General features: G+C 40.6%; 21 protein-coding genes. 10 read left to right on the top strand and 11 right to left on the bottom strand.

Annotated elements, in window-relative coordinates; translation table 11 throughout:
• Window positions 1–21: 21 nt before the first annotated feature.
• A complete protein-coding gene (locus LMH66_RS02795) occupies window positions 22–897 on the bottom strand; it encodes a LysR family transcriptional regulator (RefSeq protein WP_229368429.1) in 876 nt (291 codons plus the stop codon).
• Window positions 898–1065: 168 nt separating this feature from the next.
• Window positions 1066–2130 (bottom strand): porin, encoded by a 1065-nt coding sequence (locus LMH66_RS02790; protein ID WP_229368428.1) that lies wholly within the window; start codon window positions 2128–2130, stop codon window positions 1066–1068.
• A gap of 377 nt (window positions 2131–2507) precedes the next feature.
• Here LMH66_RS02790 and LMH66_RS02785 point away from each other — a divergent pair, with 377 nt between their 5' ends.
• On the top strand, window positions 2508–4280 hold the full coding sequence (locus LMH66_RS02785) for a flavocytochrome c (RefSeq protein WP_229368426.1): 1773 nt from the start codon (window positions 2508–2510) through the stop codon (window positions 4278–4280).
• Between the two features lie 303 nt (window positions 4281–4583).
• Here LMH66_RS02785 and fabV read toward each other — a convergent pair whose 3' ends face one another.
• From fabV to pspF, 7 genes are all read right to left on the bottom strand, one after another.
• Window positions 4584–5786, bottom strand: a complete 1203-nt coding sequence (gene fabV / locus LMH66_RS02780; RefSeq protein WP_102528798.1) for an enoyl-ACP reductase FabV — start codon at window positions 5784–5786, stop codon at window positions 4584–4586.
• A 105-nt stretch (window positions 5787–5891) separates the two neighbouring features.
• Window positions 5892–6677 carry an ATP-binding cassette domain-containing protein gene (locus LMH66_RS02775; RefSeq protein ID WP_229368424.1) on the bottom strand — a complete coding sequence of 262 codons (786 nt, stop codon included), beginning with the start codon at window positions 6675–6677 and terminating at the stop codon, window positions 5892–5894.
• Window positions 6658–7665, bottom strand: coding sequence for an oligopeptide/dipeptide ABC transporter ATP-binding protein (locus LMH66_RS02770; protein ID WP_102528796.1), 1008 nt, complete (start codon window positions 7663–7665; stop codon window positions 6658–6660). The genes LMH66_RS02775 and LMH66_RS02770 overlap by 20 nt, the downstream gene beginning before the upstream one ends.
• A 3-nt stretch (window positions 7666–7668) precedes the next feature.
• Window positions 7669–8559 carry an ABC transporter permease subunit gene (locus tag LMH66_RS02765; protein ID WP_102528795.1) on the bottom strand — a complete coding sequence of 297 codons (891 nt, stop codon included), beginning with the start codon at window positions 8557–8559 and terminating at the stop codon, window positions 7669–7671.
• Window positions 8549–9577, bottom strand: coding sequence for an ABC transporter permease (locus LMH66_RS02760; protein ID WP_229368422.1), 1029 nt, complete (start codon window positions 9575–9577; stop codon window positions 8549–8551). The genes LMH66_RS02765 and LMH66_RS02760 overlap by 11 nt, the downstream gene beginning before the upstream one ends.
• On the bottom strand, window positions 9577–11205 hold the full coding sequence (locus LMH66_RS02755; RefSeq protein ID WP_229368421.1) for an ABC transporter substrate-binding protein: 1629 nt from the start codon (window positions 11203–11205) through the stop codon (window positions 9577–9579). Before LMH66_RS02755 ends, LMH66_RS02760 begins: the two co-directional genes overlap by 1 nt.
• 73 nt (window positions 11206–11278) lie before the next feature.
• The gene (gene pspF / locus LMH66_RS02750; protein ID WP_229368420.1) at window positions 11279–12406 is read right to left on the bottom strand and encodes a phage shock protein operon transcriptional activator; all 1128 of its coding nucleotides are present in this window, start codon (window positions 12404–12406) and stop codon (window positions 11279–11281) included.
• Between the two features lie 178 nt (window positions 12407–12584).
• Here pspF and pspA point away from each other — a divergent pair, with 178 nt between their 5' ends.
• The 6 genes from pspA (at window position 12585) to LMH66_RS02720 (ending at window position 17205) form a co-directional block, all read left to right on the top strand.
• Entirely contained in the window at window positions 12585–13280 is a 696-nt protein-coding gene (pspA, locus tag LMH66_RS02745; RefSeq protein ID WP_102528791.1) for a phage shock protein PspA, read from the top strand.
• Window positions 13281–13299: 19 nt separating this feature from the next.
• On the top strand, window positions 13300–13539 hold the full coding sequence (pspB, locus tag LMH66_RS02740) for an envelope stress response membrane protein PspB (protein ID WP_102528790.1): 240 nt from the start codon (window positions 13300–13302) through the stop codon (window positions 13537–13539).
• Entirely contained in the window at window positions 13526–13921 is a 396-nt protein-coding gene (gene pspC, locus LMH66_RS02735) for an envelope stress response membrane protein PspC (protein ID WP_229368419.1), read from the top strand. The genes pspB and pspC overlap by 14 nt, the downstream gene beginning before the upstream one ends.
• Before the next feature lie 204 nt (window positions 13922–14125).
• On the top strand, window positions 14126–15568 hold the full coding sequence (locus tag LMH66_RS02730; protein ID WP_229368418.1) for a YcjX family protein: 1443 nt from the start codon (window positions 14126–14128) through the stop codon (window positions 15566–15568).
• On the top strand, window positions 15568–16662 hold the full coding sequence (locus LMH66_RS02725; RefSeq protein ID WP_229368417.1) for a TIGR01620 family protein: 1095 nt from the start codon (window positions 15568–15570) through the stop codon (window positions 16660–16662). The genes LMH66_RS02730 and LMH66_RS02725 overlap by 1 nt, the downstream gene beginning before the upstream one ends.
• A gap of 204 nt (window positions 16663–16866) precedes the next feature.
• Entirely contained in the window at window positions 16867–17205 is a 339-nt protein-coding gene (locus LMH66_RS02720) for a ComEA family DNA-binding protein (RefSeq protein ID WP_229368416.1), read from the top strand.
• 114 nt (window positions 17206–17319) lie between these two features.
• Here LMH66_RS02720 and LMH66_RS02715 read toward each other — a convergent pair whose 3' ends face one another.
• Window positions 17320–18057 (bottom strand): YciK family oxidoreductase, encoded by a 738-nt coding sequence (locus tag LMH66_RS02715; RefSeq protein ID WP_102528785.1) that lies wholly within the window; start codon window positions 18055–18057, stop codon window positions 17320–17322.
• 259 nt (window positions 18058–18316) lie between these two features.
• Here LMH66_RS02715 and LMH66_RS02710 point away from each other — a divergent pair, with 259 nt between their 5' ends.
• The 3 genes from LMH66_RS02710 to LMH66_RS02700 all read left to right on the top strand — a co-directional run bounded on the left by LMH66_RS02710 (window position 18317) and on the right by LMH66_RS02700 (window position 22982).
• Window positions 18317–20806: a VolA/Pla-1 family phospholipase gene (locus LMH66_RS02710; RefSeq protein WP_229368415.1), complete on the top strand. Its 2490-nt coding sequence runs from the start codon at window positions 18317–18319 to the stop codon at window positions 20804–20806.
• A 121-nt stretch (window positions 20807–20927) separates the two neighbouring features.
• Complete coding sequence (gene sohB / locus LMH66_RS02705) at window positions 20928–21941, top strand: protease SohB (protein ID WP_229368414.1); 1014 nt, start codon at window positions 20928–20930, stop codon at window positions 21939–21941.
• A 12-nt stretch (window positions 21942–21953) separates the two neighbouring features.
• The gene (locus LMH66_RS02700) at window positions 21954–22982 is read left to right on the top strand and encodes an AraC family transcriptional regulator (protein ID WP_229368413.1); all 1029 of its coding nucleotides are present in this window, start codon (window positions 21954–21956) and stop codon (window positions 22980–22982) included.
• A gap of 76 nt (window positions 22983–23058) precedes the next feature.
• Here LMH66_RS02700 and LMH66_RS02695 read toward each other — a convergent pair whose 3' ends face one another.
• Window positions 23059–24312 (bottom strand): SO2930 family diheme c-type cytochrome, encoded by a 1254-nt coding sequence (locus LMH66_RS02695; protein WP_229368412.1) that lies wholly within the window; start codon window positions 24310–24312, stop codon window positions 23059–23061.
• Window positions 24313–24421 lie beyond the last annotated feature (109 nt).

Below are 24421 nucleotides of genomic sequence, written 5' to 3'. Positions count from 1 at the left end.
CTTACAGTGTTAAGTGACGCATTATGCGTTACAAAAACGAATGAACTCTTCTAATAATGGCGATAAAGCTTCGTCATTTCGGCTAATTGACCAATATTTACGTTGAAAATCCCAGCCTGCTAATTCTAATTCAACTATCTCACCACGACGAATTTCTTCTTTTACTGCAAGATATGGCAGAACACTAACGCCAATGCCTGTACCTATGGCACGTTTAATTGCGCCCATGGTATTCATCGATAATTCATTATTAATGTTGATTTTAGCACTGCGTAATAATTGGGTATTTCTGAGCCTTGAAACTGACATGGTAGAATCCAACACCCATAATTGTTCAGACAATAACTCAGCGGTAATCGTTTGTTCTAGTATCGGGTTATCGCAACTGGTGACAAGGCAAATCTTATCTTTAATCCATTGCTCATACTTAAGGTTGTTCAGCCCTGGTTTTGCATCAACAAAACCCAAATCCAGCTCTTTTTCTGAGACCATCTTTTCAATTGTCAGGCTATTATTAATGACTAACTTGATATCTACCAGTGGGTGGGATTTTTTAAACTGGGGGATCTTACGCGATAAAATATAATTACCTGCTGTTTTACTACTACCAATCTTTATCGTACCGCCAACCGCATTTCGCTCTGCAAACATTTGTTCAAGCTGAGTCCCTTTAGACAACATCTCATTGGCATAAGGGAGAATAACTTCGCCATTATCATTGGTGGTTAACCCATTGCTGCTTCGTTCAAATAAGCGTGTGCCTAAAGAACCTTCCAACTCTTTTAGCGCCATACTGACAGCTGGAACAGACATATGAAGCTGCTGCGCAGCTTTTGAGATCTGTCCGTTATCATGTATAGCTTTAAAAATAGTAAGTTGTTTAAGGGTTATTTTCATAATGACAAAGTAATTTATTAATGATTTAGATGATTATAACGATATATGAATAAACAACGCTAAAATCATTGTTTAAGTTGTATTTTTTGTAACACTGCTCATATTTTTTATAAAAGTGGCGCCTATTAAAGGAGGCGCTAAACTTCAACGTTTAGCGCATCGGAGGTATTAAAAGTCGTAACGAACACCAACACTAAAGATATTGTCTTCTTCTAAATCGATAACAGGACCAGCATTTTCGACTCTATATTCACCTTCGTATTTGGCGTAATGAGCGAATACCATCGTTGATTTTGAAAGACGGTAATCTGCGCCGATAACTAAAGAGTTAATATCAACATCTGTTGCTTGTTTATAGTCACTTGAAGACATTGCGCTATTTTTGAAATACTTACCAAAACCAGCCTCATCTTTACCTATTTCAGCTTTTAAATTAACGCCGTTTAAATTATAAACTGCACTTAAGAAGTATGAATTACCTTCTTTATAGCTGTATTCTTGGCTTTCAGTGTTTTGGAATAAACCACCTAATTTTAAGTTGCCGAACTTAACTTGAGCCACACCGCGATAAGCATCGACCCCACCGATAGTGTTATAGGCTGCAGCTAGGTAATAAGGTTGTTTTTTTAGTTTTTTGTCACCTGCAATAATACTGACAGCATATTGCTGTTCGTCATAATCACTGCGCTCACCGTTGTCATCATATTCTGCGTAGTTATCATCGAGTAAATATGTGGCGTTGAAAGTAATTAAATCAGCGATTTTTGGCGAGTAATAAGTAATGCCGTCAGCCTTACGATCTTGGCCGGCTATCATACGGTTGTATGCAGCATTGGTTAAAGCAAACGCTTCAGCAGTCCCTTTTGATGTTTTCATTACGGTGTCATTACGTCCCACCAACACCGTACCTAGATTTGCTTTTAAACCTAAATAGGTATTTCTTGCTTTGAATACGTCATCGTTACCTTCATTTGTTGCTGAATTGACCTGAACTTCAACGCGATAAAGTAACTCAATATCGTTAGCAATTGTTTCACTGCCATGTACACCAAGTCGTGAGAAATTATTCTCCAATACCGTTCCTGACTTACCATTTTGAGTTGTCGCACCGTTATCTGAATTGGTGACAGCCATTTCTAAACGACCATAAAACTGCGGTGAATCGGCAAGTGCTGAATAAGAGTTTGCAGAAAGCAATGCTATAACTGATAGCGATAGTAGTGATTTTTTCATGTTCAATCCCATTGTTTTAATTATAAATTTTGTCTTATTTATTATTGGAGTAAAAATCTTAACTGGATTAATGTGCCACTTTTTCAAATGGTTATTTATTAACGTTCTAGGCTAAAAATTTATGTAGATTCATTGTCTATCTATCTAGATAGGTAACTAGATTTGATGGTTCACATCGTAGTGATTTTGGTTATTGATAAAATGAACATGAGTCACAGCTGTTTGTTTTATGTTGCTGATTAAAGAAAATTGAATAGGTTTTCATTAAAACTTAACCGAAGCTTAAACATGACAAAGGTCTAAGTTTTGATACTCCTTAATGAGTAATCTTGCTCTCAACAAAGAGACATAAAAAACACTTATAAAGGATCGAACACATGAAACTTAAATATTTGGCTTCGGCAGTAGCAGTGATGATGCTTACTTCGGGCAGCGCAATTGCAAAAAATGACTTGGCATCATTCCATGCAGAGATGGGCGACTGTCAGACTTGTCATGTAACTGGCAAAATGAAAGACATCAAGAAAAGCATGACTGACAGTCAAACTCATGAAAATGCGCAATGTCTAGATTGCCATGGTAGTTATGAGGAGTTAGCTAATGACAGTTTAGAATTTGATCCACATACATCGCATTTAGGTGATATCAACTGTACTTCATGCCACACAGCACATGCTAAGCCAGAACTTACCTGTAATAACTGCCACAACTTTGAAATGGAGATGCCTTTTGCTGATTCAAAAGCGAAGAAAAAGTGGGATGGTGATTGGAATCAAGACAAAATCCAACAAGCGATAGCTAAAGGCCCTGTAGAAATACTTGATGTAATCGTTGTTGGTGGTGGCTCTGCTGGTTTCAACGCTGCAATTTCTGCAAAAATGGCGGGTGCTAATGTGGTGTTATTTGAAAAAGCACCATACACAGGCGGTAACTCAATGTTAGCTGCTGGTGGGATTAACGCTGTTGGCACACCGCAGCAAAAAGCCAAAGGCATTGAAGATAGTGTTGAATGGTATGCAGAAGATGCAATGAAAGGCGGCCGTTATCAAAATGACCCCAAGCTTGTACAAACTATGGCAGAAGAGTCTGCTGGCGCAGTGGCATGGCTTGAGTCTTTGGGTGCTGACATGAGTGAGCTTAAACGTTCAGGCGGTGCAAGAGCTGAGCGTACTCACGCGCCATCTGGTGGCGCTTCAATTGGCCCACATTTGATTGACACCTTGCGTACAGCTGCAATCGAACGTGATATCCCTGTTCGCGTTAACTCAAGGGTTGAAAAAATCGTTCTAAACGATGACCAATCAGTTGCTGGAGTGGTGGTTCACGGCCGTCATTCTGGTTACAACATGGTTGCAGCTGACTCTATTGTACTTGCGACAGGCGGTTATGGTATGAATAAGCAGATGGTTGCTTACTACCGCCCAACGATGAAAGACATGTCTAGCTCAAACAACGTTACAGCAACGGGTGATGGTGTGTTACTTGCTAAAGAAATCGGTGCTTCTATGACTGATATTGATTGGGTTCAGGCGCATCCAACAGTAGGAAAAGATAGCCGTATCTTAATCTCTGAAACTGTACGTGGTGTTGGCGCCATCATGGTGAACACGGATGGCCAACGTTTCATCAATGAATTAACCACTCGTGACCGCGCTTCAGATGCCATCCTTAAGCAAAAAGATCAATATGCTTGGTTAGTCTTTGACGAGCAGTTAGTTGAGAAGAAGAAAATGGTACGTGGTTACGAGCATTTAGGTATGTTAAGTAAGGCAAATACTATTGAAGAGTTAGCTAAAATCACTGGCATGAGCGATTTACCTAAAACAGCGATTGATTACAACAAATATCAAGCAGCAGGTAAAGACGATGCATTCGGCCGAGCTAATTTACCATTAAGCCTAAGTACGCCACCTTACTACGCTGTAAAAGTAGCTCCAGGTATCCATCACACCATGGGCGGAATTGCAGTCGATACTGACTCGAACATCTTAAACTTGCAAAGCTGGAAAATGCCTGGTTTATTTGCTGCTGGTGAAGTGACTGGTGGTGTTCATGGTTATAACCGTCTAGGCGGTAATGCGATTGCTGATACAGTGGTATTCGGCCGTAAAGCTGGCGAAAATGCAGCGAAACATGCTTTAAAGAAATAAGCTGTAATTAAAATTCATCATCACTAATATCCCCACAAAGGCCAAGTATCATCTACTTGGCCTTTTTATTGTTTGTTCATCACAAAAAATTTCTACCCACTTTTGTTTTGATATCCATAACATCGTTAAATAATAATTTTATTAAATTTAGAGTTTCACTCTGCTAACACTGATTAGTAAGGGGGAGTTTTGAAGAGGGAGGTTGAAAATATTTAATCTCATGCTTGGCGTTAATAAGAACTACAGACATAAAAAAACCAAGTCATCAGACTTGGTTTTAATTGATATGTTATTAGTTTCTTCTTATAAACTTACAACATCAAACGTCACGTTAGGGTTAACGTCCGCTTCATAATCAATGCCGTCAATACCGAACCCAAACAGTTTTAAGAACTCTTCTTTGTATTCATTGTAATCGGTCAATTCAGCTAAATTTTCAGTGGTCACTTCAGCCCAAAGCTCACGGCAATGCTTCTGAATTTCTTCACGTAACTCCCAGTCATCTAAACGTAAGCGGTTATCAGCATCAGTTTCTGCAGCTGTTCCATCTTCACGGAATAAACGCTCGCTGAACATGCGGTAAATTTGGTCCATACAACCTTCATGAACACCTTCTTCACGCATTTTCTTGAACACCATTGCAATATACAGTGGCATAACAGGAATAGCAGAACTGGCTTGCGTTACCACACTCTTAAGCACTGCAACATTAGCTGAACCGCCAGTTGCTGATAACTTAGTGTTTAATGCATGTGCTGCACGGTCTAAATCCATTTTGGCTTTACCAAGCGCACCGTGCCAGTAGATCGGCCAAGTGATTTCAGTTCCAATGTAGCTATAAGCGACTGTTTTACAGTTGTCGGTTAATACGCCAGCTTCACTTAAGGCGCTCATCCATAATTCCCAATCTTCACCGCCCATTACAGTGACTGTGTCAGCAATTTCTTGCTCACTTGCAGGCTCAACTGATGTTTCGATGATAGTGTTTTTATTCGTATCTACAGCTGTCGCAGTGTAAGTCTCGCCGATTGGCTTAAGACTTGAGCGGATAACTTCACCCGTATCAGGCAGTTTACGAACAGGTGATGCTAGTGAGTAAACTACCATATCGATTTGACCAAGGTCTTCCTTAATCAACTCAATCACTTTTTGCTTAGCTTCATGGCTAAAGGCGTCACAGTTAATACTTTTAGAATATAACCCTTCAGCTTTAGCAAACTTGTCAAAATAAGCTGAGTTATACCAACCCGCAGTACCAGGCTTAGTTTCAGTGCTTGGTTTTTCGAAGAAAACACCAATAGTGGCAGCATCGCTACCAAACGCAGATGCGATGCGCGAAGATAAGCCATAACCACTTGAAGAACCCACTACAAGGACCTTTTTAGGGCCATTAGCAATTTTGCCTTTCGCTTTAGTTAATTCAATTTGTTCTTTTACGTTAGCTTCACAGCCAATTGGATGCGTAGTGGTACAAATAAAGCCACGTGTCTTTGGTTTAATAATCATAATTTCGTTTCTTCCTTTAACAATGGCCCTAGGATAAATAGTTAGCCGCCGAAATGGCACTCATTTTTGTTAAAAATGGCCATTTAACTCAGTGGTTGGAGCAGTTTAGCGTTTTGCCGAGAGCTGAGTTTGCTCTGCAATTAATCTGCGAGTGTATTCATGTTGTGGGTTTTCGAACAGCTCTTCAGTGGTGTTTTTCTCAACCATGACCCCTTTTTTAAGCACCATAACTTTGTCACTGAAGTGTCTGACCACATTTAAATTGTGAGTCACAAAAATATAAGATAAGCCCATTTCTTTTTGTAATTTGAGCAATAAATTTAAAATTTGCGACCGTACTGATAAATCTAGTGATGTTAGCGCTTCATCAGCAATAATAATCTTGGGGTTTAACATTAAAGCGCGTCCCACAGCGACACGTTGTTTTTGTCCTTCCGATATCATATGCGGATAAAAGTTGGCATGTTCTGGAAGTAAGCCCACTTTACGTAGGATATCAGTCACTTGTGCTTTTCGTTCAGCACTTGTCATATCGGTATTAAAGCGTAAAGGTTCTTCAAGTAATGCACCAATGGTCAATCGTGGATTGAGGGAGGTGTTAGGGTCTTGGAAAATCATACGAATTAAATGACAGCGTTGCTTTAAATTACGCGCTTCTAGCTCTTCGCCTTCATATTCGATCGTACCAGTAGAACGAGACTCAGCACCAACTAGAATTCTTGCCAAGGTACTTTTTCCTGAACTTACTTGGCCAACAATAGCTAAGGTTTGGCCTCGTTCAAGCTCAAAAGATACAGTTGAAAGCGCTTGATTATACTGCGCTTTAAAACGCTTATAACCAATAAAGTATCGCTTGCTGAGCTCAGTGACATTAAGTAATGGCGTCGTCATCTTCTATCTCATTGTTATATGGGAAGTGGCAAGCAAAATAGCGATCTTTTTCATGGGCTAAATTGGGCTGAATAACACATTCTCTTTGCGCATCAGGGCAACGAGGGCCTAAGCGACAACCCGCTGGTAAATGTTGCAATGACGGCGACGAACCCTGCAAAGAAGGCAAATAGGATTTATGGCGCATTTTACCAGTGTGTTCAGGTAAGTTTTTAAATAGGGCCTTGGTATAAGGGTGATAAGGTTTTGTCAGTAGCTCCGAAACTGGACCTGATTCCATAATTTGACCGCTATATAAAATACTGATGCGATCACACCATTTAACCAAGGTTTCTAATTCATGACTCACAAGTAAAATAGACACGTTTTGCAATTGATTGAGTTGTGACAGTAACCGAAAAATTTGCGCTTGAGTACTCAGTTCCATGGAATTAGTCGGTTCGTCGGCAATTAATAGTCTTGGATGGTTTGCAACAGCCATAGCAATCATTACTTTTTGGCACTCGCCTTCAGTGAGTTCCCAAGGGTAGCTTTTCATAATGGCTTTAGGTTTTTTAATCCCCACTTTATGAAGCCATTTTTGAGCGGTTAAATGGGTATCTTTAGAACGACGCCAAAAAGGCACCGCTTTATTTGGCGTTAAAGACTCTATTAGCTGACTGCCGATGGTTTTAACCGGGTCTAAACTGCCTGAAGGGTCTTGAAATATCATCGTCATATCAGTGCCCATTAAGTTTCGGCGCTGTTTAGATGTCATTTCAAGTAGGTTTTGCCCATCCCACATCATACGGTCTGCGATGATATTCCAGTTTGGCCCTAAAACACCAAGTACCGCTTTTGCTAATAAACTGCGGCCAGAACCTGATTCACCGACCAGCCCATGCACTTCACCCGGGTTAATGGTTAAGCTGACTTTTTCAAGCACTTTGACTGTGCCTTGTGGAGTATCCAGCTCAATGGTGAGGTTTCTGATATCAAGTAATGGCATAGGTTAATTTCTTATCGGCGCTAACGCCGAGCGTAATCCGTCACCCACTAAATTGATGGATAACACCGTAAATAAAATGGCAAGCCCTGGGATTGTAATTGTCCAAGGTGCAATAAGCAGGCTACTTAAACCTTGATAAATCATTGACCCCCACTCAGAACTGGGTGCTTGTGCACCTAAATTCAAGAAGCCTAAGGCTGCAATATCCAAAATCGCAACTGAAATAGCAATGGTGGTTTGAATGATAACCACATCCCACACATTAGGCATGATCACATACCAAAATATCTGGATTTGGCTAGCACCATCAAGTTTAGCGGCTGTAACGTATTCTTTTTGTAACTCTTCATGCACAGCTTGATGAATCGCGCGAACAAATTGTGGGGTTAAGGCAATACCCACAGCCCAAAACACATTTGATAGCCCAGGACCTGTGACTGCGACCACTAAAATAGCTAACAATAGTGATGGAATTGACAGCAATGCATCTAATAAATGGCCTAAAATACTCGACTTTAAGCCGCGCATCATTCCTGACAAGGAACCAATAATGAAACCGACAACAAGGGCGCATACCACGACGATTAATGACATCCCAAAAGTGAGCCTGACGCCATGTAAAATTCGACTAAATAAATCACGGCCTAAATCGTCGGTGCCTAAAAAGTGCGAAACATGACCTGCTTGATCCCAAGATGGGGGCAGTAAAATCGCATCTGGATTTTGCAACTCTGGCTGAAAAGGGGCGAGCAATGGACCTAAAATAACCAGAAGTAATAGAAATATCACCGCCCATAAACCTGCAACTGCAAAAGGGTTAGATGCAAAAGCATGCCATAACTGCCCAAGCGGTGAGTCTATTTGTTCTTCTTGGTAGAGTTTTTTAATCGGCATACAGTTCTTTCCTATTAATGGGATTAATAGTGGTATGCAGTAATTCAATCATAATACTCAAAAAGATAATTAATAATGAAACCGACAAGATACCTGCTTGGATTACGGTGTAATCTCGTTGATATATAGCATTAATCAACCAAGAACCGACTCCAGGCCAAGCAAATATCACTTCGACAATAATGCCGTAACTTGCAAATGAGCCAAGCATTAAACCGAATGCTTTTAACACTGGAATAAGCGCATTGGGCAGGGCATGTCTGATTAGAATACGGTATGTACTTAATCCTCTGGCCTCAGCAGCACGGATATAGGTTTGAGTCATGACGGTCACCATAGCTTGGCGGGTGATCCGGATAACCACAGTAAAAGGCAATACGGCTAAGGTGACAGCAGGCAGTATGATATGCAGTAAAGCATCTTTAAACGCCGACATGCTGTAACTTGACTCAGATAACAATGTATCTATCAACATAATACGAGTGACGGGCTCTATTTCATATAACAGGTTAATTTGACCAGAAATCGGTAACCATTCTAATTGCACACCAAACCAAAGAGAGAGGGTTAATCCAAGCCAAAATACTGGAATGGAATAGCCGGTTAAGGTAATGGCTAAAATACTACGCTGCACTGGTTTACTGGAACTAAGCGAGGCTAACACCCCTAACGGTACGCCGAAGAAGACTGCAATACAGCCAGCAAATAATGATAGTTCAAATGATGCAGGTAATACGGCACTTAACTCTTCAGCCACATCTTGCTGTGAGTTAACTGAAATACCTAAATTTCCTGATAATCTTTGTGTTACATAGGCATAAAACTGACTGAACTGGTTTTTATCTAATTTGTAGTCTTCAACAGTTTGAACTTGTTGTTCTTCGGTAGGGAACTGAATACCGGTAAGCGCATAGCCTTTTTCTACAGGAAACATGCCCGTTGCAAAAAATAATACCGCCATCATTACTATCGATGTAGCAATAAAAAGGTTCAGTCGTCTTATAAGATAGCGCCACATTAAGGTTGAACCTCCTGTTTAATCAGCTCAACTCCGGAAAATGACATACCACCGTATGGATTGACATTTTTAATGCTCACGTTGGTATTTTTCAGCAGTAGCTTTTGGGCGTGCGCGATATTGACCAAAGGTACTTGCTCATGAATGATTTTCTCGGCCTGTTTGTAAAGCCTTTTTCGTTCTGGCTTGGAAAGCGTCTCTTTAGCTTGTGATAACAAAGTATCCAGCTCAGTAGAACACCAGCGGGAGCGATTGTTATTGGACTCAAGTGCGCTGCAACTTAACAGTGGCGTAAAAAAGTTATCTGGGTCGGTGTTGTCAGCATTCCAACCAATGAGTACAGAGTCGTATTCACTGGAAATAAGTTTCTGCGTGAATACACTCCAATCGTAACTGACGATGTTAACCGTTACGCCGATATTCGCTAAATCCGCTTGAATGAGCTCAGCGGTTTTAAGCGCATTAGGGTTATAAATTCTGACGACAGGCATCGCCCAAATATCAAAGATTAAATTTGTGACGCCAGCTGCTTTTAACAAACGTTTAGCTTCTTCAGGATCGTAATGCTTGGCGTATTCTGTTTCTGTATAAGCCCAAGATGCGGGTGGCAACATGCCCGAAGCGGCAACGGCAGTGTCATGATAAACCACATTGAGAATGTTTTGTTTGTCTACAGCGTGGGCCAAAGCATGACGCACTCTGACATCATCCAACGGTGGTTTTTGGGTGTTGAATGCCCAAAATGCTACGTTTAAACCTGGCTTAGTACGTAACTCAAGGTGCTTATGTTTGTTTATGACAGCAAGTTCATTGGCTTTGGGTAGTGCGGATACTTGGCAATCTCGAGTAATGATTTTAGCCAGTCTTGCTTCACTTTTACGAGTGATATCAAAAACGAGTAAATCAATCTTGGCTTGCTCCCCCCAATAGTACTGATTACGTTTGAAGCGTATATATTCGTTTTTAGCATATTCAGCTAAATAAAATGGCCCTGTACCAATGGCAAAGTAGTCGATATTTTCAGGTGTGCCAGCTGCCAGTTGTTGTGCAGCGTATTCAGCGGATAATATAACGGCAAAGTCGGTGGCAAGGTTAGATAAAAATGACGCATCTTTATTGGCAAGATGGAACACAACTTCGTAATCATTAATTTTTTCAATTTTGCTTACTAAACTAGCAAAATCAATACTTTGAAAAAAAGGATAACCGGTTCTGCTTACTAAATGATATGGATGTTCTGTATTGATAATGCGTGCAAAAGAAAAGATGACATCATCAGCGTTAAAGTTGCGAGATGGACTAAACAAACTGTTGTAGTGGAATTGTACATCTTGGCGCAGAGTGAATCGATATTGCAGGCCATCATCTGATACCGCCCAATCTGTCGCGAGTGCGGCGCTATAATCAGATGAGTCATCATTGTAATCAATTAAACGATTATAGAGTTGATTAGAGCTAGCATCGATGGTGGTGCCTGATGTAATGAGCTGCGGATTAAAGGTTTCAGGATTACCTTCTGAGCAATACACAATCCCAGATGGAACATTGAGCTCACCACAAGCTGTTACTAAAAAAGATAGTAAGCAAAGTAATGCTAAGGGATTCCAACGTTCTCTAATCACACGCATTTTTTCATCATTCAATTTTTAGGCTGTAAACGACTATTTTAGCAGTGTTAATAACTTAGGAGCAAATATCATCTTAAGCCTTTTCCAATAAGTTGTACTTTTTCAAAATACCGCGCAACTGGTGATAGCTTAATCCGAGTAACTCTGCGGTTTTCTTTTGATTATATTGACTCTCCGCCAAGGCTTTCTTTAATAGTTCAACTTCATAGTTTTCTGTATGATCTTTAAAGTTGATAGGGAAACTAAACTGGCTATTGAGTTGGCCTGTTTGATGTTGAGTTCCTTCTGCACTGCTTGCTGAGCTTGTATTACTGTCCTCAGGGCTATTACTTTCAATTGGCGCTGCACTGACATGTGATTCTGCACTAGAAGTCGCTGGGGCTTGTCTTTCTCGGGTTTTTACTCGACCGTTTGGTCGATAAGGGGAGGCAAATGGATCGAGAATAATATGGTCAATTTCATCACCGTCAGATCCTCGGCGATAAACGCTTCGCTCAACCACGTTTTTAAGTTCACGAATATTGCCCGGCCAGCGGTGCGACATTAATTGCTCTATTGCGATGGGACTAAATCCACCGAAAAAATCTAAATTCAGCTGTCTTGCCATACTGATAGCAAAATATTCAGCTAAAGGCATAATGTCTTCTGTTCTGCATCTAAGCGGTGGTAGCGTGATTACATCGAATGCAAGTCTATCGAGTAAATCGGCGCGGAACTCACCATTTTCAGCGAGTGAAGGTAAATCTTCATTGGCAGCACAGACGAGTCGAACATTAGTTTGTACTGTTTTACTGCCGCCAACACGTTCAAACTCACCATATTCAATGACACGTAATAACTTTTCTTGAATTAACCCTGAAGTGTTAGCAAGTTCGTCTAAAAATAGTGTGCCGTCATCTGCGCGTTCAAATCGACCTTCATGTTTTCCTTTCGCGCCAGTAAAAGCGCCAGACTCATGGCCAAATAATTCGCTTTCTAGTAAAGATTCACTTAAGGATGAACAATTGAGCTTAATAAACTCTTGATCCCATCTGGCAGATAGATAATGTAGACGTTCTGCGATAAGTTCTTTACCAGTACCACGTTCGCCGATGATTAAAACCGGCTTAGATAGTGGGGCAACTTTAGAAACATGTTCCAATACTTCTAATAAAGCATTGGATTGTCCGATAAGATTGTCTTGCTCAAATTGTCTAGTCACTGTAATTTTTAGTCTAATACGCTAACAAGTGGTGAAAATCATAATAGTTGGCTAGCGCTTTAAAATAAAGAAAAAGTTAATATTTTGGTTAACTTGTTGAAAAACAACATGTATAAAAAGTTGGCACGGCTTGTGAATAGTAATATTCGACATTAACAAAATATTTGAGGGACACATTATGGGAATCTTCTCACGCTTTGCAGACATCATTAATTCGAACATCAGTGCTTTACTAGATAAAGCAGAAGATCCAGAAAAAATGGTTCGTCTGATTATTCAGGAAATGGAAGACACGTTAGTTGAGGTTCGTTCAACTTCTGCCAAAGTGTTAGCAGAAAAGAAAGAACTACTGCGTCGTATTAGCCGAGTGCAAGAGCAAGTTATCGATTGGCAAGCAAAAGCAGAATTAGCTTTATCGAAAGATAGAGAAGATTTAGCAAAAGCTGCATTAATTGAAAAACAGAAAACAGTCACCATTCTAGAAACCTTAGAAATGGAACTGCAAGTAGTTGAAGAGCATATTGCCCGTCTTAAGCAAGAAGTTGAGCAACTACAAGAAAAGCTTAATGATGCTAGAGCTCGTCAGAAAACCATCATTATGCGTAAGCAAACTGCAACTTCACGTTTAGAAGTGAAAAAGCAGTTAGATTCAAGCAAAATTGATGACGCGATGGTGAAGTTTGAGAATTATGAGCGTCGTGTTGAAGGCTTAGAGTCACAAGTTGAAGCTTATGATATCGGTAAGAAAAATAATCTTGCAGATGAGTTTGCTGCATTAGAAGCTGAAGACTCAGTCAACGAAGAATTAGAGGCTTTAAAAGCAAAAGTTAAAGCTAAATCAACAACTAAAACAACTACTAAATCAAGTAAGTAAACTTTTTCAGAGGTGAGTTATGGATATGGATCTTCTTATTGCCCCAATTATTATTTTTCTTGTGATTGTGGCGCCTATCTGGTTGGTTCTTCATTATCGCAGTAAGCGACAAGTGAGCCAGGGGCTCACTGAGGCAGAGTTTACACAACTGAACGAACTGATTGCCCAAGCTGATAAAATGGGCCAGCGAATCGAAACATTGGAAGCTATTTTAGACACGGAAGCACCAGAGTGGAGGGGAAAACATGAGCAAGGCTAGCGGTCGTACATTATACCGAATCCCCAAAGCGGGTAAAATTTCAGGAGTTTGCGCAGGGATTGCCGACTACTTTAATTTTGAAACCTGGTTAGTACGTGTTATTGCGGTATCAATCTTTTTAGTGGGTGGTTCTGGACCAATATTAATCATCTACATTGCATTATGGTTAATTTTGGACAGCAAGGTTGAGGAGGTGACGACAAAACCGCACCATAAAGATATTGAAGTGAAGAAAAAAGTTTGGCAAGCAGGTGAGCCAGCTAAACGCGCACTTCATGAAGTAAACAGTCAGTTTTATGCGCTTGAGATTAGATTACAACGTTTAGAGCGCCACGTGACTTCAGATAATTTCGATTTGAAACATGAAATTAATAATCTGTAATCTTGTTCAATCTGCTGTAAGTAGGCTCTTTCTAACCAGAGCAACTAAAATCCAATGGGCGGTATCCCGCCCTTGATTTTTTCCTTTCCTGCCTAAATGTTATAGTAATCAGCACAGCAATAACTCCCCAAAATGATCACCAACACTTTTTTGAAATACTTTTTGTATAAGAGTTGGTTTTTAACAGATAACTTGAGATAAATTATGAGCTTTATTGATCGTTCAATCAGTAAAATTTCCAAAAAAACGCATCAATTAGTGCATCGTAGCACCGATAGACATGTGCGTTTAGCTGTAACGGGGTTATCTGGCGCGGGTAAAACTGCTTTTATTACTGGGCTGGTCAATCAAATGCTTCATGCTGGCAGTAACGTTAAACAAAACCCTTTACCGCTATGGCAAGTCTCAAGGGATAATCGGCTTATTGGTATTAAACGCACTATGCAGCCAGACCTAGCCATAGCAAGTTTTGATTATCAAGGTGGGATGAATGCTCTGACTTCATCTCCTGCGACTTGGCCAGCTTCAACACGTAATATTTCCGAGCTCCGTTTAGCGATAAAATATCGTCCCAGAAAGGGCATATTAGCCAAAATATCAGATACGGCGACTTTATATGTCGATATTGTTGACTACCCAGGTGAATGGTTGTTGGATTTACCTATGTTGAAGCAAAGCTACGTTGAATGGGTAGCGGGCCAACTTGAAGTGAAAAACCGCTTAAGACATTCGCCATATTTTTCTGCTTTTGAGGACGCGATTAACGCACTTAATTTAGCGGAGGTGGCAGATGAACATAAGTTAAAGCAAGTTGCCGATTTATATCAAACTTTACTCATTGATATGGTGAACAAGCAAGGTTTCTACCTTGCTCAGCCAGGGAGAATGTTATTACCAGGCGAGTTTGCTGATACGCCATTGTTAGCCTTTTTCCCATTGGTTAATTTATCTTTAGAGCAACTCACTGAGCTTGAAACGTCACCAGATGACAGTTATTACCAAGTATTAAAAAAACGCTATCAGGAATATGTAACAGTCGTGGTTAAGCCTTTTTATCGCGATTATTTTGCAAGCTTTGACCGTCAATTGGTGCTGGTGGATTGCTTCAATGGGCTAAATAGCGGTAAAGAACAATTTGAAGATATGGGGAATGCGTTAAATAGCATTGTTGAAAGTTTTCATTTTGGTCAATCGAGCTTATTAAAGCGTTTGTTCTCGCCGAAAATCGATAAATTATTATTTGCGGCAAGTAAAGTGGATAGGGTGACGCGCGATCAACAAAGCCATGTACTGAGCTTATTGACCGATATGCTTAAACACAGCCAACATTTCGCCAATTATGAAGGCTGTGAAGTAGAGACCATGGCTATTAGTGCAATTAAAGCAACACAGCACGGCATGGTAAATACCTCATCTGGTGAGCAAGAAGTGGTTCGCGGTATCGATGGAAATCATAATATGCTGACTATTTTTCCTGGTGAAGTACCGCAATCATTACCAGAAAATGCATTTTGGCAAAAGCAGGGCTTCAACTTTGTTTCGTTTAATCCGCCTAAATTGAATAACAACGCGACGTCAGACCCACGCTTTGAACATATTCGATTAGATCACTTACTGCAGTTTTTATTGGGGGATAAATTACAATAATGAAGCCATCTCAATCGCACCATTCAAATGATAACGAATCAATGCAGCAAACTAAATTAAAGCAGCAGCAAGTATTTGCGTCTGAAACTACAGAACAGTCTCAAGTCAAACCGAGTCAGTCTTACGCCGAGGTTGAGTTCCAGTGTGAGTTAGCCTTAGCTGAAATTGTAGAGGACATTGATGTTATTGAGCCTACAAGGTCAGCTAAACGTTGGTCGCCATTGGCGAAGCTTTCTTTAGTTGGCATAAGTTTAGCTGTGATTGTACAAACCTTACTAGGTCTGCATGCTGCTTTTTTACAAAGCCCATGGTTATTTGGTTTTTATGCCTCGGTGACAGGTGTGATCCTTGCTTGGGTAGCTACGGTTACGTTGGCTGAATGGCGAAAATTAGTAAAATTAAAACATGTTGCCGATACTCAAGTCACTGGCGAGCGGTTATCACAAAGTATGCAGCGAGGAGAGGCGGAAAAGTTTATATCGCCTTTATTATCTCAGTACCCAGAAAGTGCGGGGAAACAGCAATATAGCGCAATGAATACCAGTGAGCATAATGATGCTGAAATGGTGCTGCTGTTTGATGATTTAGTCGTTTCTGAGCGTGATGAAAAAGCTAAACAAATTGTTAGCCGGTATGCAGCAGAGTCAGCGTTATTACTGGCTGCTAGTCCATTGGCTGTTTTAGATATGGCGATTATTCTCTGGCGTAACCAACGAATGATTAATGCTATCGCTGATATTTATGGTATCGAATTAGGGTATTGGAGCCGAATTAAGCTGATTAAAAGTATTATTGTTAATATCGTTTATGCTGGGACAACAGAAGTGGTTGCCGATCTCGGTACCCAACTACTATCTGTTGAAATGACAGGCAAGTTATCTGCAAGACTTGCACAAGGTCTTGGTGGCGGTTTACTGACTGCAAGATTGGGTTATCAAGCAATGACGTTATGTCGTCCTTTAAGTTTTAAAGAACAAAATAGACCTAAACTTGGCCAGATCCATCAACAATTATTAACTGAATTGAAAACGTTTTCTGCATCCATGATGCAAAAGAGTAAAGTTAAGTCTGCGTCAGAGACCAATAAAGACTAAGTTAAATTGAGTTTTATAATAAAAGTTGATTAATATTTGATCTATTTAGATTGTTGACTACAGTTTTATGACAGTGATTTTTCAGGGGGGCATCTTAAAGTAGCTTTGTCGCTTTGTCGCTTTGTCGCTTTGAAACTTTACTGAATTGACCGATCACGGATAGGGAAGAAGATCGGTTTTAAATAGGACTTAAAGGAGTTAATAATGAAACATCCATTTCTAATGGGCGTGATGTGCGCCTGCGTTTTATCTATTGGGATTTCACAGCCAAGCTTTGCAAAAGAAGCGACTGTAGCCAAACAAGCTCAAACTCAAGCTAAAACGACAAAAGCAGTTAATGATATCAAACTAACCAAAGTTAATATTAATAAAGCCAGTGCTGCTGAATTACAGCAATTAAAAGGGATTGGTGAATCTAAAGCTAAAGCGATTGTTGATTATCGTGCAAAGCATGGCAAATTCAGTAACCTTAAACAACTTAGCCAAGTATCGGGTGTTGGTGATAAATTAATTGAACAAAATGCGAAACAGATTAGCTTTTAATCAACTGATTAATTCGCAAAGTATCAATTAACAAAAAGGAGCCAGTGGCTCCTTTTTTATACTCATTTAAAATCAAATGATTTCAAATCTAATTTTCACAAAACTTAAAAACGACTATTGCGCATTTAACTGCTGTCCATTTATGTCAGCTGCATCATCGCTCATCAAATAAAGATAGGTTGGCATGATGTCTTCAGCTGTTTTTAATGTTGCAGGATCTTCGCCTGGATACGCTTTTGCGCGCATTTCTGTGCGCGTTGCACCTGGGTTGATGCTATTAACGCGAACACTTGTACCTTCACACTCGTGAGCTAAAACTTGCATCATGCCTTCAGTTGCGAATTTTGAAAACGAATATGGGCCCCAGTAAGCACGACCTTGTCTGCCGACACTACTTGATGTAAACACTAATGAAGCAGAAGGTGCTGCTCGCATAATAGGCAGTAGCGCTTTAGTAAGGATCACTTGCGCGGTTACATTGATTTTCATTACATCTTCTAAAGATTCCAAATCAATATGTTCGAATGGGCCTAATGCGCCTAATAAACTAGCGTTATGTAAAACGCCATCTAAGTGGCCGAACTGCTCTGCAATGGTATCAGCCATGTCTTTATAATTTTGCTCAGTGGCACCTTTTAAATCCAATGGCACGATGGCAGGTTTTGGATAACCCGCTTGTTCTATTTCATCGTAAACGGCTTCTAACTTGTTAACTGTTTTACCGAGCAAAATGACTGTAGCGCCATGTTTAGCAAAAGTAATTGCCGCAACACGGCCGATGCCAGCGCCAGCACCTGTGACAAGAATTGTTTTATTATTTAATGAATCTTTTTTAGCTTGATATTCCAACATGGTTCTATTTTTCCTTCGGCTGCAAAAGCACGTCAATTCTAGATTCGAACAAAAGATAAACGATCGTTTTAAACAAATGACTGATAAATGTTAACGTGTAGTACTTTTGCATGTAACAAATATGTAGCTAACTCAATAGTTTTACGTTAACTTGAGATGAGTTAAGGACAAAAATAAGTCCTTATGGTCATGTGTTTACGCTATTGTGACCAATTTTTGGGGAAATTAAAATTATTACAACAAGATTTGGGGAAAAAAGATGAAAAGACTCATATTGGGTGTTGCAATTGCATCTGCTCTTGGGCTTAGCGGTTGTAGTGAAGATAGTTCAAATGAAGCGAAGGATTCAGTCGAGCCACTCATTCCATTCTCTCAAGTGGTTTTCGACCCTGCAGCGGGTGATGTGCCACTGCCAAATGACCTTTTATTTAACGGCACTACAGATGGCACGTTAAATATTCCTGGTGAAGACGGTGTTGATTATGTCGACCCTTCATTAGCTCTTGGCGCATTAGATGGCTGGTCTACTAGCTCTCCAATATCGATTTCAGTCGATCTGCCAGAAGATAATAATGGTGTCATGCTCACTTTAGATGCAGCTTCTGTGTTCCAACCAGGCGCTGTGCGCATGTTTGAAGCAACAGTTGGTGGAGCATTATCAACCGATCCAGAATGTGCTGCAGAATTAACGCTTTCAGCGTGTAAAGTTGGCGATGAACTTCAATTTGGGGTTGATTTTGTCGCACAGGCTTCTGGTAATAGCATCGCTATCGTGCCAATTAAACCGCTTAAATCAAACCAATCTTATATTTATGCCACTACCAGCCTGATCCAAGATTCTGCTGGTCGTGCGATAGAGCCATCAAGTACTTATAACTTACTTAAATTAGATATTGATACCGATCCGCTTGCAACCGACGAGCAGTTATTGCTTCAAGGTTTAGTTAACAGCTACGAAAAAGGTATTGCTGCCGAACACGGCGTTGATCCAGAAACGGTTTCTTATTCAGGTTTGTTTACCACTCAGTCAGTTGCTGATGTTTATGAAACCTCTAAATTGTTAATGGCTTCAAGCGATCCTTATAAGCCTTCATTTGTTCAACTGCCAATGCCGATGGATAATGGTTTCGGTGGTGTGGTGACTGTTGCACAAGCAGCTGGCTTAACTGAGGCTGACGGCTTAGCGTATGTGGTTTCAGATATTGCTGAAATTTATACCGCAGTTATTCGTCTGCCTATATTTGGTGATTGTTCATCTGTTAGTTGTGTTATTCCAATTGTTGATGGTGCGCCTACTGCGCCAAATGGCCGTTGGTTTGCTCAAGGTGATAGCCCTGTATCTGTATTACTCGCACTTGAAGCGGGTACGATGAGTGTTGCAAACTTCAGCTCACAAGCAGTTGCGCAGGGTGTTGACCCAGCCGCCGCATTGCAAAATCCAGCGTTAATGGCTGGTAAGTCTTGGATGCTTGATGATGGCACTGATGCCGATACCACAAAGCATTTGACCAAGTTCAACCCAATCCCTGCGATCATGGGTTATGAAAATGTTAATGTTCAAATTACTTTGCCTAACGCAGCTAAGTTAGCAGCATTCAGCGCGCAAGCGGGTTTGCCTTTTGTCGCACCAACAAATGGTTGGCCAACGACGATGGCGCTGCATGGTCTTGGCGGTACTAAGCAAATGGCATTAGCTTATGCAGGTACATATGCTGCGGCAGGTATTGCAACGATTGCCATCGATATGCCTTTACATGGTGACCGTTCATACGATGCTACTGGCAACGGTGTTTATGATATCTCAGCAACCAGTGATGTATTTGGTCCTGCATACGCTAACGGTAACCCATTAGTGTTTGTTAACGTGGCAAGCACTTTAACCGTTCGTGATAATTTCCGCCAAGCAACATTAGATCATTTAGGTCTTCGTTTGTTACTAACCGGTATGTACACACAAATCGCGCAGGCTGGTGGGCAACAAGTATTTGATATCAGTAAAATTAGTGCTCAAGGTTTAAGCTTAGGTGGCATTGTTGGTACTACATTATCAACTTATGCATCTACTGGTTTAGTTGACCCAACAACAGGTACTGAATTACCTAATGCTTACGGTATTAATGCTGCTTCACTTGTTGCGCCGGCTGGAGGTTTAGCTGGCTCATTTGCAGGCTCACCAACATTTGGTCCTGTTTTGTTTGAAACAGTAACAGGTACAGCAGATTTCCAAGCATTGGTTGATGCGGCTAATACAGGTGGATTTGAACCTGGTACGCCTGAGTATGCTGCACTTGTGCAAGCGGTTTACGCTGAATTTATTCCTACCTTTGCATTCGCAGTGCAAACCGCGGTTGATTCAGCAGACCCAATTAACCATGGTGCAATGTTAGCTGAAACCCAATTGCCTGTTCATTTAATTGAAGTGGCGGGTGATGGTGCTGGTAACTTACCGGATCAAGTATTACCTAATAGTGTTGAAGGCTTCCCACTATCAGGGACAGAGCCTCTTATCTCTGCACTAGGTTTAGGTTGCGTTAGTTCAACTAATGCAGGTTCTGGTGCGGTGAGATTTGCTAAAGGTCATCACAGCTCGATTGTTAGCCCTGATGAAATTGATGGCGTAACAGATGGTATGGCTGCGCAAGCTACAGTTGAAATGCAATCTCAAGTAGCGGCATTTGCTAAGTCAGCAGGCTTAGGTGCAGCAACGATTCTTGTTGATAATGCAGATGTTATTGTACCTTGTAGCTAATTAATGATGTTTAATTGTTAATTGACTAAAAACCCAGCATTTGCTGGGTTTTTTATTGTCTACTAGCTTCAACTTCCTGCTAAGATAACCCACAATTATGTTTTTCTTTACGGAGTGTATTTTGGAGTTTTTATCTGAGTACGGCATGTTTTTAGCTAAAGCCGTCACGATTGTCGTTGCAATTCTTGCCGTTGTGATTGTTGTGCTTGCTAGCAGCATGAAGCAAAAAGCAGACAAAGGTGAGCTTAAGCTAACGGATGTCACTGACGAGTTAAAGCAGCTTGAAAAAGAGTTAAAAGAAGAGCTGTTTACTAAGAAGCAATTTAAGGCTTATGAAAAGCAATTAAAAGCTGATGATAAAGCGGCTGAGAAAAATGACACTTCTCCATCAAAAGTTTTTGTTATCGACTTTAAAGGTAGCATTGATGCCGGTGAAGTTGCTTCTTTACGTGAGGAAATTACTGCTATTTTAACCGTTGCTGATAAAGATGACCAAGTGTTGGTTAATGTTGAAAGTGGCGGCGGTATGGTGCATGGCTACGGTTTAGCATCAAGCCAATTAGATAGACTAAAACAAGCCCAAATTCCTTTGACTATCTGTATCGATAAAGTCGCTGCTAGTGGTGGTTATATGATGGCATGTGTGGCTGATAAAGTGTATGCAGCACCTTTTGCTATTGTAGGTTCAATCGGGGTTGTAGCGCAATTACCGAACTTTAGTCGACTATTGAAAAAGCATGATATTGATTACGAACAGCACACTGCTGGCGACTTTAAGCGTACATTGACTGTGTTTGGTGAAAACACAGATGAAGGTCGTGAGAAGTTTCAGGAAGAACTTGAAGAAACGCACGTGTTGTTTAAAGAGTTCGTCAGCAAATATCGTCCAGATATGGATATTGCTAAAGTCGCAACCGGTGAGCATTGGTACGGTCAGCAAGCGATTGAACTGGGTTTAGTCGATGCTATTTCTACCAGCGATGATGTTATTTTGGGCCTAGCTAAAGAACATCAAGTGATCAAAATTAAATATCAAATGAAAAAGAAGTTAGCAGATAAGATAGCACATGGAGCTTCGCTATCTGTTGATGGGGTTTTAAATCGTTTGATGGAGCGTGAAAACGCAGTTAAATAATTAAGGATATGGATGCAGCAAGAGTCGGGTTATAAAGCGAATATGATGGTAGGTGATCAATGTTATCCTGCCTTTGAATTACGTAATTTACTCAATTTTATCGATATTCACCTAGGTGAAACGGTTGCTGCTGATATCTACCAAAAACTGGGCTTAGGGCCATTAGAACTTAAGGCGATGCAGTTTGTTTATGTATGGCAAGTTGAGTTCGCGATGGAGCAACTACGCACCCTCAGTCCAGATAAAGAGATTGGTGCCCGCTTGGGTGCTAGTTATCAAGTTGCCTCCCTCGATGTTCTTTTACCCTTCTTTGATCAATTCACAACATTGGGGCAATGTCTTAAATTTGTGATTCAAAACCCTGATTTAGCAGGCAGTTTTGCTGATACCTTAGTGCTAATTGAGGGTGACACTCTATGGGTGCGTTGGCTCAATACCGGTAAAGTCAGCGAAGACAAGTTTGCCTTTCAGTTTCATCATAGTGTTTGCGCTTTACTAGGCGCTGCGAGGCAACTCGTTGATGAGCCAGTCTATATTGATGAGATTCATTTTGCTTGCCGATGTTGCAATACCGACTTTCTCAGCCAAGAGACCGGTGCTACCATGGTATTTGACTGCGACTTTTTTGAGTGGGGCATCAAAATGGAAGTGCTAAATTCTCCCTTAGCATTTCAATTTTCGCAAGTTAAACACAATAAATCGGTGCCAGAGGCCACTTCTTTTATTGATAAAGTGTTAACAAATATTCGGCACTCTATGCCAAACCCACCTAAATTAGAGCAATTTGCGTTAAGTATGCACATGAGCGATCGCAGTTTACGTAGGAAGTTATCTGCTGCTGGCACGACATACCAGAAGTTAATCGACCAAGTTCGCTGCCAAGCGGCAATTAATTTAATTTTGACTGATAAGCTATCCATTGAGGATATTGCTGAGACTTTGGGTTATGGTGATGTATCTCACTTTAGGCAAAGCTTTAAACACTGGATCGGTTATCCTCCTGGACATTTCCTAAGACTCAATCAAGCCTCAAAACAGTAATTTTTTGAGTAAAAAGCAGGGAGTCCGTTGTTAACAATTATCTCCTGTATATTAGCTTGGTGTTACTCGCTTTGCATTATTGGCAAGTTGCTATGGTTGCCGACATACTATCAATCCAACGTTTAACTAACTCAGTGCCTTCAGAATGAATTATTTCTCGACCAATTGGCGGCATTTTGTCTTTTGGGGAAGATAAGATTTGGCGATAATGCACTATTGAGCGCTCCGCGTTTCCTGGCACAATGTCATAAGCTAAACCATTAGGGCCACCATCCCAGCCCGGAGGTTGTTTACAAACGCCATATTCAAAAGATGTGTGGTCGACAAAGTAGCTTAACCGCAGCCCTGAAATACTCGCAAAGCCCTGTTCATTATGACAATGTGCGCAGTTAATATCTAAATATCCTTTCGCGCGATTTGTTAAATCTGCATCACTATTGTCTAGAGCATAAGATTGATCAACAGTATCTAATTCAGGTAATCCAGACAGCATTTTCCTATCTTGCCAAAAACTCAATTGATTCACTTTATTACCATTTTCTTGAACTATATTCCGATTCAATAGGTGTGCTTTTAAACCAATTGGATTAATTCTACTAATATCCTCTTCATTGATTTGGTGGCAAATTTTGCACTCCACTTTACTGGGGATATGGTAATCAAAGGTAATGGACTCGCCTTGATTATTTAAGGTATGAGTGACATTGGCGCCGGCGATAATCAGTGAGGCAATGTCTTGTTGCCACTGATATGTTAGCGCAGTCCAGCCCGTTTCTCTGTGGATCATCAGTCGGGTTTCAATCTGCTTTTCGTTGCTGGTTCCGGTTAACTGAGTATCAAATGGCAGTGCAAATGTTTTTACTAACACGCTGCCAATTGGAAGTGAAAAAGCCTGTTGCGGGTTAAAAACCATCGACTGACTTTCGGGTAAATATATGAATCGATACTTACTGGCATAATTTGAAAATAATTCCGTGGACAACTGATAACCACGGCCTGGCTCTTGTGGTGCATGAGTTGGTATTGAAGGGTCGATAAACAAGCCATAATCACTTAAATTAGGGCAGTCTTTGCTCATTAACGCCTGCCAATTTACTTCTGTATTGGTTAACTGACAAACATCATCTGAACCATCTGGCTGTTCAGGTGTTGTTGGCGTGGCTGGCGTACTAGGTGTTGAAGGAGCTGAGGGTGTTGTAGGAGCAGAGGGCGCTGTTGACGTATTTGAATCATTACTGTCTGATCCACCACAAGCCATTAATACTGAGCTTAATAGTAAGATGAGTAGCGGTATTAGAAAGTTAGTTTTGATTTCAGTGTAATGAGTCATCAACAGTATCCTGCATTTTATAATTATTTGCCCCAAACTTTGAATAAATTTTGGTCGTTATGATTGGTCGTTATGATTGGTTAGTGAAATGAAAGAGGATGAACCTAGG

Source organism: Shewanella sp. 10N.7, assembly GCF_020806285.1.
Lineage (GTDB): Bacteria > Pseudomonadota > Gammaproteobacteria > Enterobacterales > Shewanellaceae > Shewanella > Shewanella electrodiphila.
Note: the sequence above shows the minus strand (reverse complement) of the source record. Positions and strands in the feature narration are given on the sequence as shown.

Coding starts and splice junctions, on each gene's coding strand:
- LMH66_RS02795 (WP_229368429.1), bottom strand. CDS start 897: ATGAAAATAACCCTTAAACAACTTACTATTTTTAAAGCTATACATGAT.
- LMH66_RS02790 (WP_229368428.1), bottom strand. CDS start 2,130: ATGAAAAAATCACTACTATCGCTATCAGTTATAGCATTGCTTTCTGCA.
- LMH66_RS02785 (WP_229368426.1), top strand. CDS start 2,508: ATGAAACTTAAATATTTGGCTTCGGCAGTAGCAGTGATGATGCTTACT.
- fabV (WP_102528798.1), bottom strand. CDS start 5,786: ATGATTATTAAACCAAAGACACGTGGCTTTATTTGTACCACTACGCAT.
- LMH66_RS02775 (WP_229368424.1), bottom strand. CDS start 6,677: ATGACGACGCCATTACTTAATGTCACTGAGCTCAGCAAGCGATACTTT.
- LMH66_RS02770 (WP_102528796.1), bottom strand. CDS start 7,665: ATGCCATTACTTGATATCAGAAACCTCACCATTGAGCTGGATACTCCA.
- LMH66_RS02765 (WP_102528795.1), bottom strand. CDS start 8,559: ATGCCGATTAAAAAACTCTACCAAGAAGAACAAATAGACTCACCGCTT.
- LMH66_RS02760 (WP_229368422.1), bottom strand. CDS start 9,577: ATGTGGCGCTATCTTATAAGACGACTGAACCTTTTTATTGCTACATCG.
- LMH66_RS02755 (WP_229368421.1), bottom strand. CDS start 11,205: ATGCGTGTGATTAGAGAACGTTGGAATCCCTTAGCATTACTTTGCTTA.
- pspA (WP_102528791.1), top strand. CDS start 12,585: ATGGGAATCTTCTCACGCTTTGCAGACATCATTAATTCGAACATCAGT.
- pspB (WP_102528790.1), top strand. CDS start 13,300: ATGGATATGGATCTTCTTATTGCCCCAATTATTATTTTTCTTGTGATT.
- pspC (WP_229368419.1), top strand. CDS start 13,526: ATGAGCAAGGCTAGCGGTCGTACATTATACCGAATCCCCAAAGCGGGT.
- LMH66_RS02730 (WP_229368418.1), top strand. CDS start 14,126: ATGAGCTTTATTGATCGTTCAATCAGTAAAATTTCCAAAAAAACGCAT.
- LMH66_RS02725 (WP_229368417.1), top strand. CDS start 15,568: ATGAAGCCATCTCAATCGCACCATTCAAATGATAACGAATCAATGCAG.
- LMH66_RS02720 (WP_229368416.1), top strand. CDS start 16,867: ATGAAACATCCATTTCTAATGGGCGTGATGTGCGCCTGCGTTTTATCT.
- LMH66_RS02715 (WP_102528785.1), bottom strand. CDS start 18,057: ATGTTGGAATATCAAGCTAAAAAAGATTCATTAAATAATAAAACAATT.
- LMH66_RS02710 (WP_229368415.1), top strand. CDS start 18,317: ATGAAAAGACTCATATTGGGTGTTGCAATTGCATCTGCTCTTGGGCTT.
- LMH66_RS02700 (WP_229368413.1), top strand. CDS start 21,954: ATGCAGCAAGAGTCGGGTTATAAAGCGAATATGATGGTAGGTGATCAA.
- LMH66_RS02695 (WP_229368412.1), bottom strand. CDS start 24,312: ATGACTCATTACACTGAAATCAAAACTAACTTTCTAATACCGCTACTC.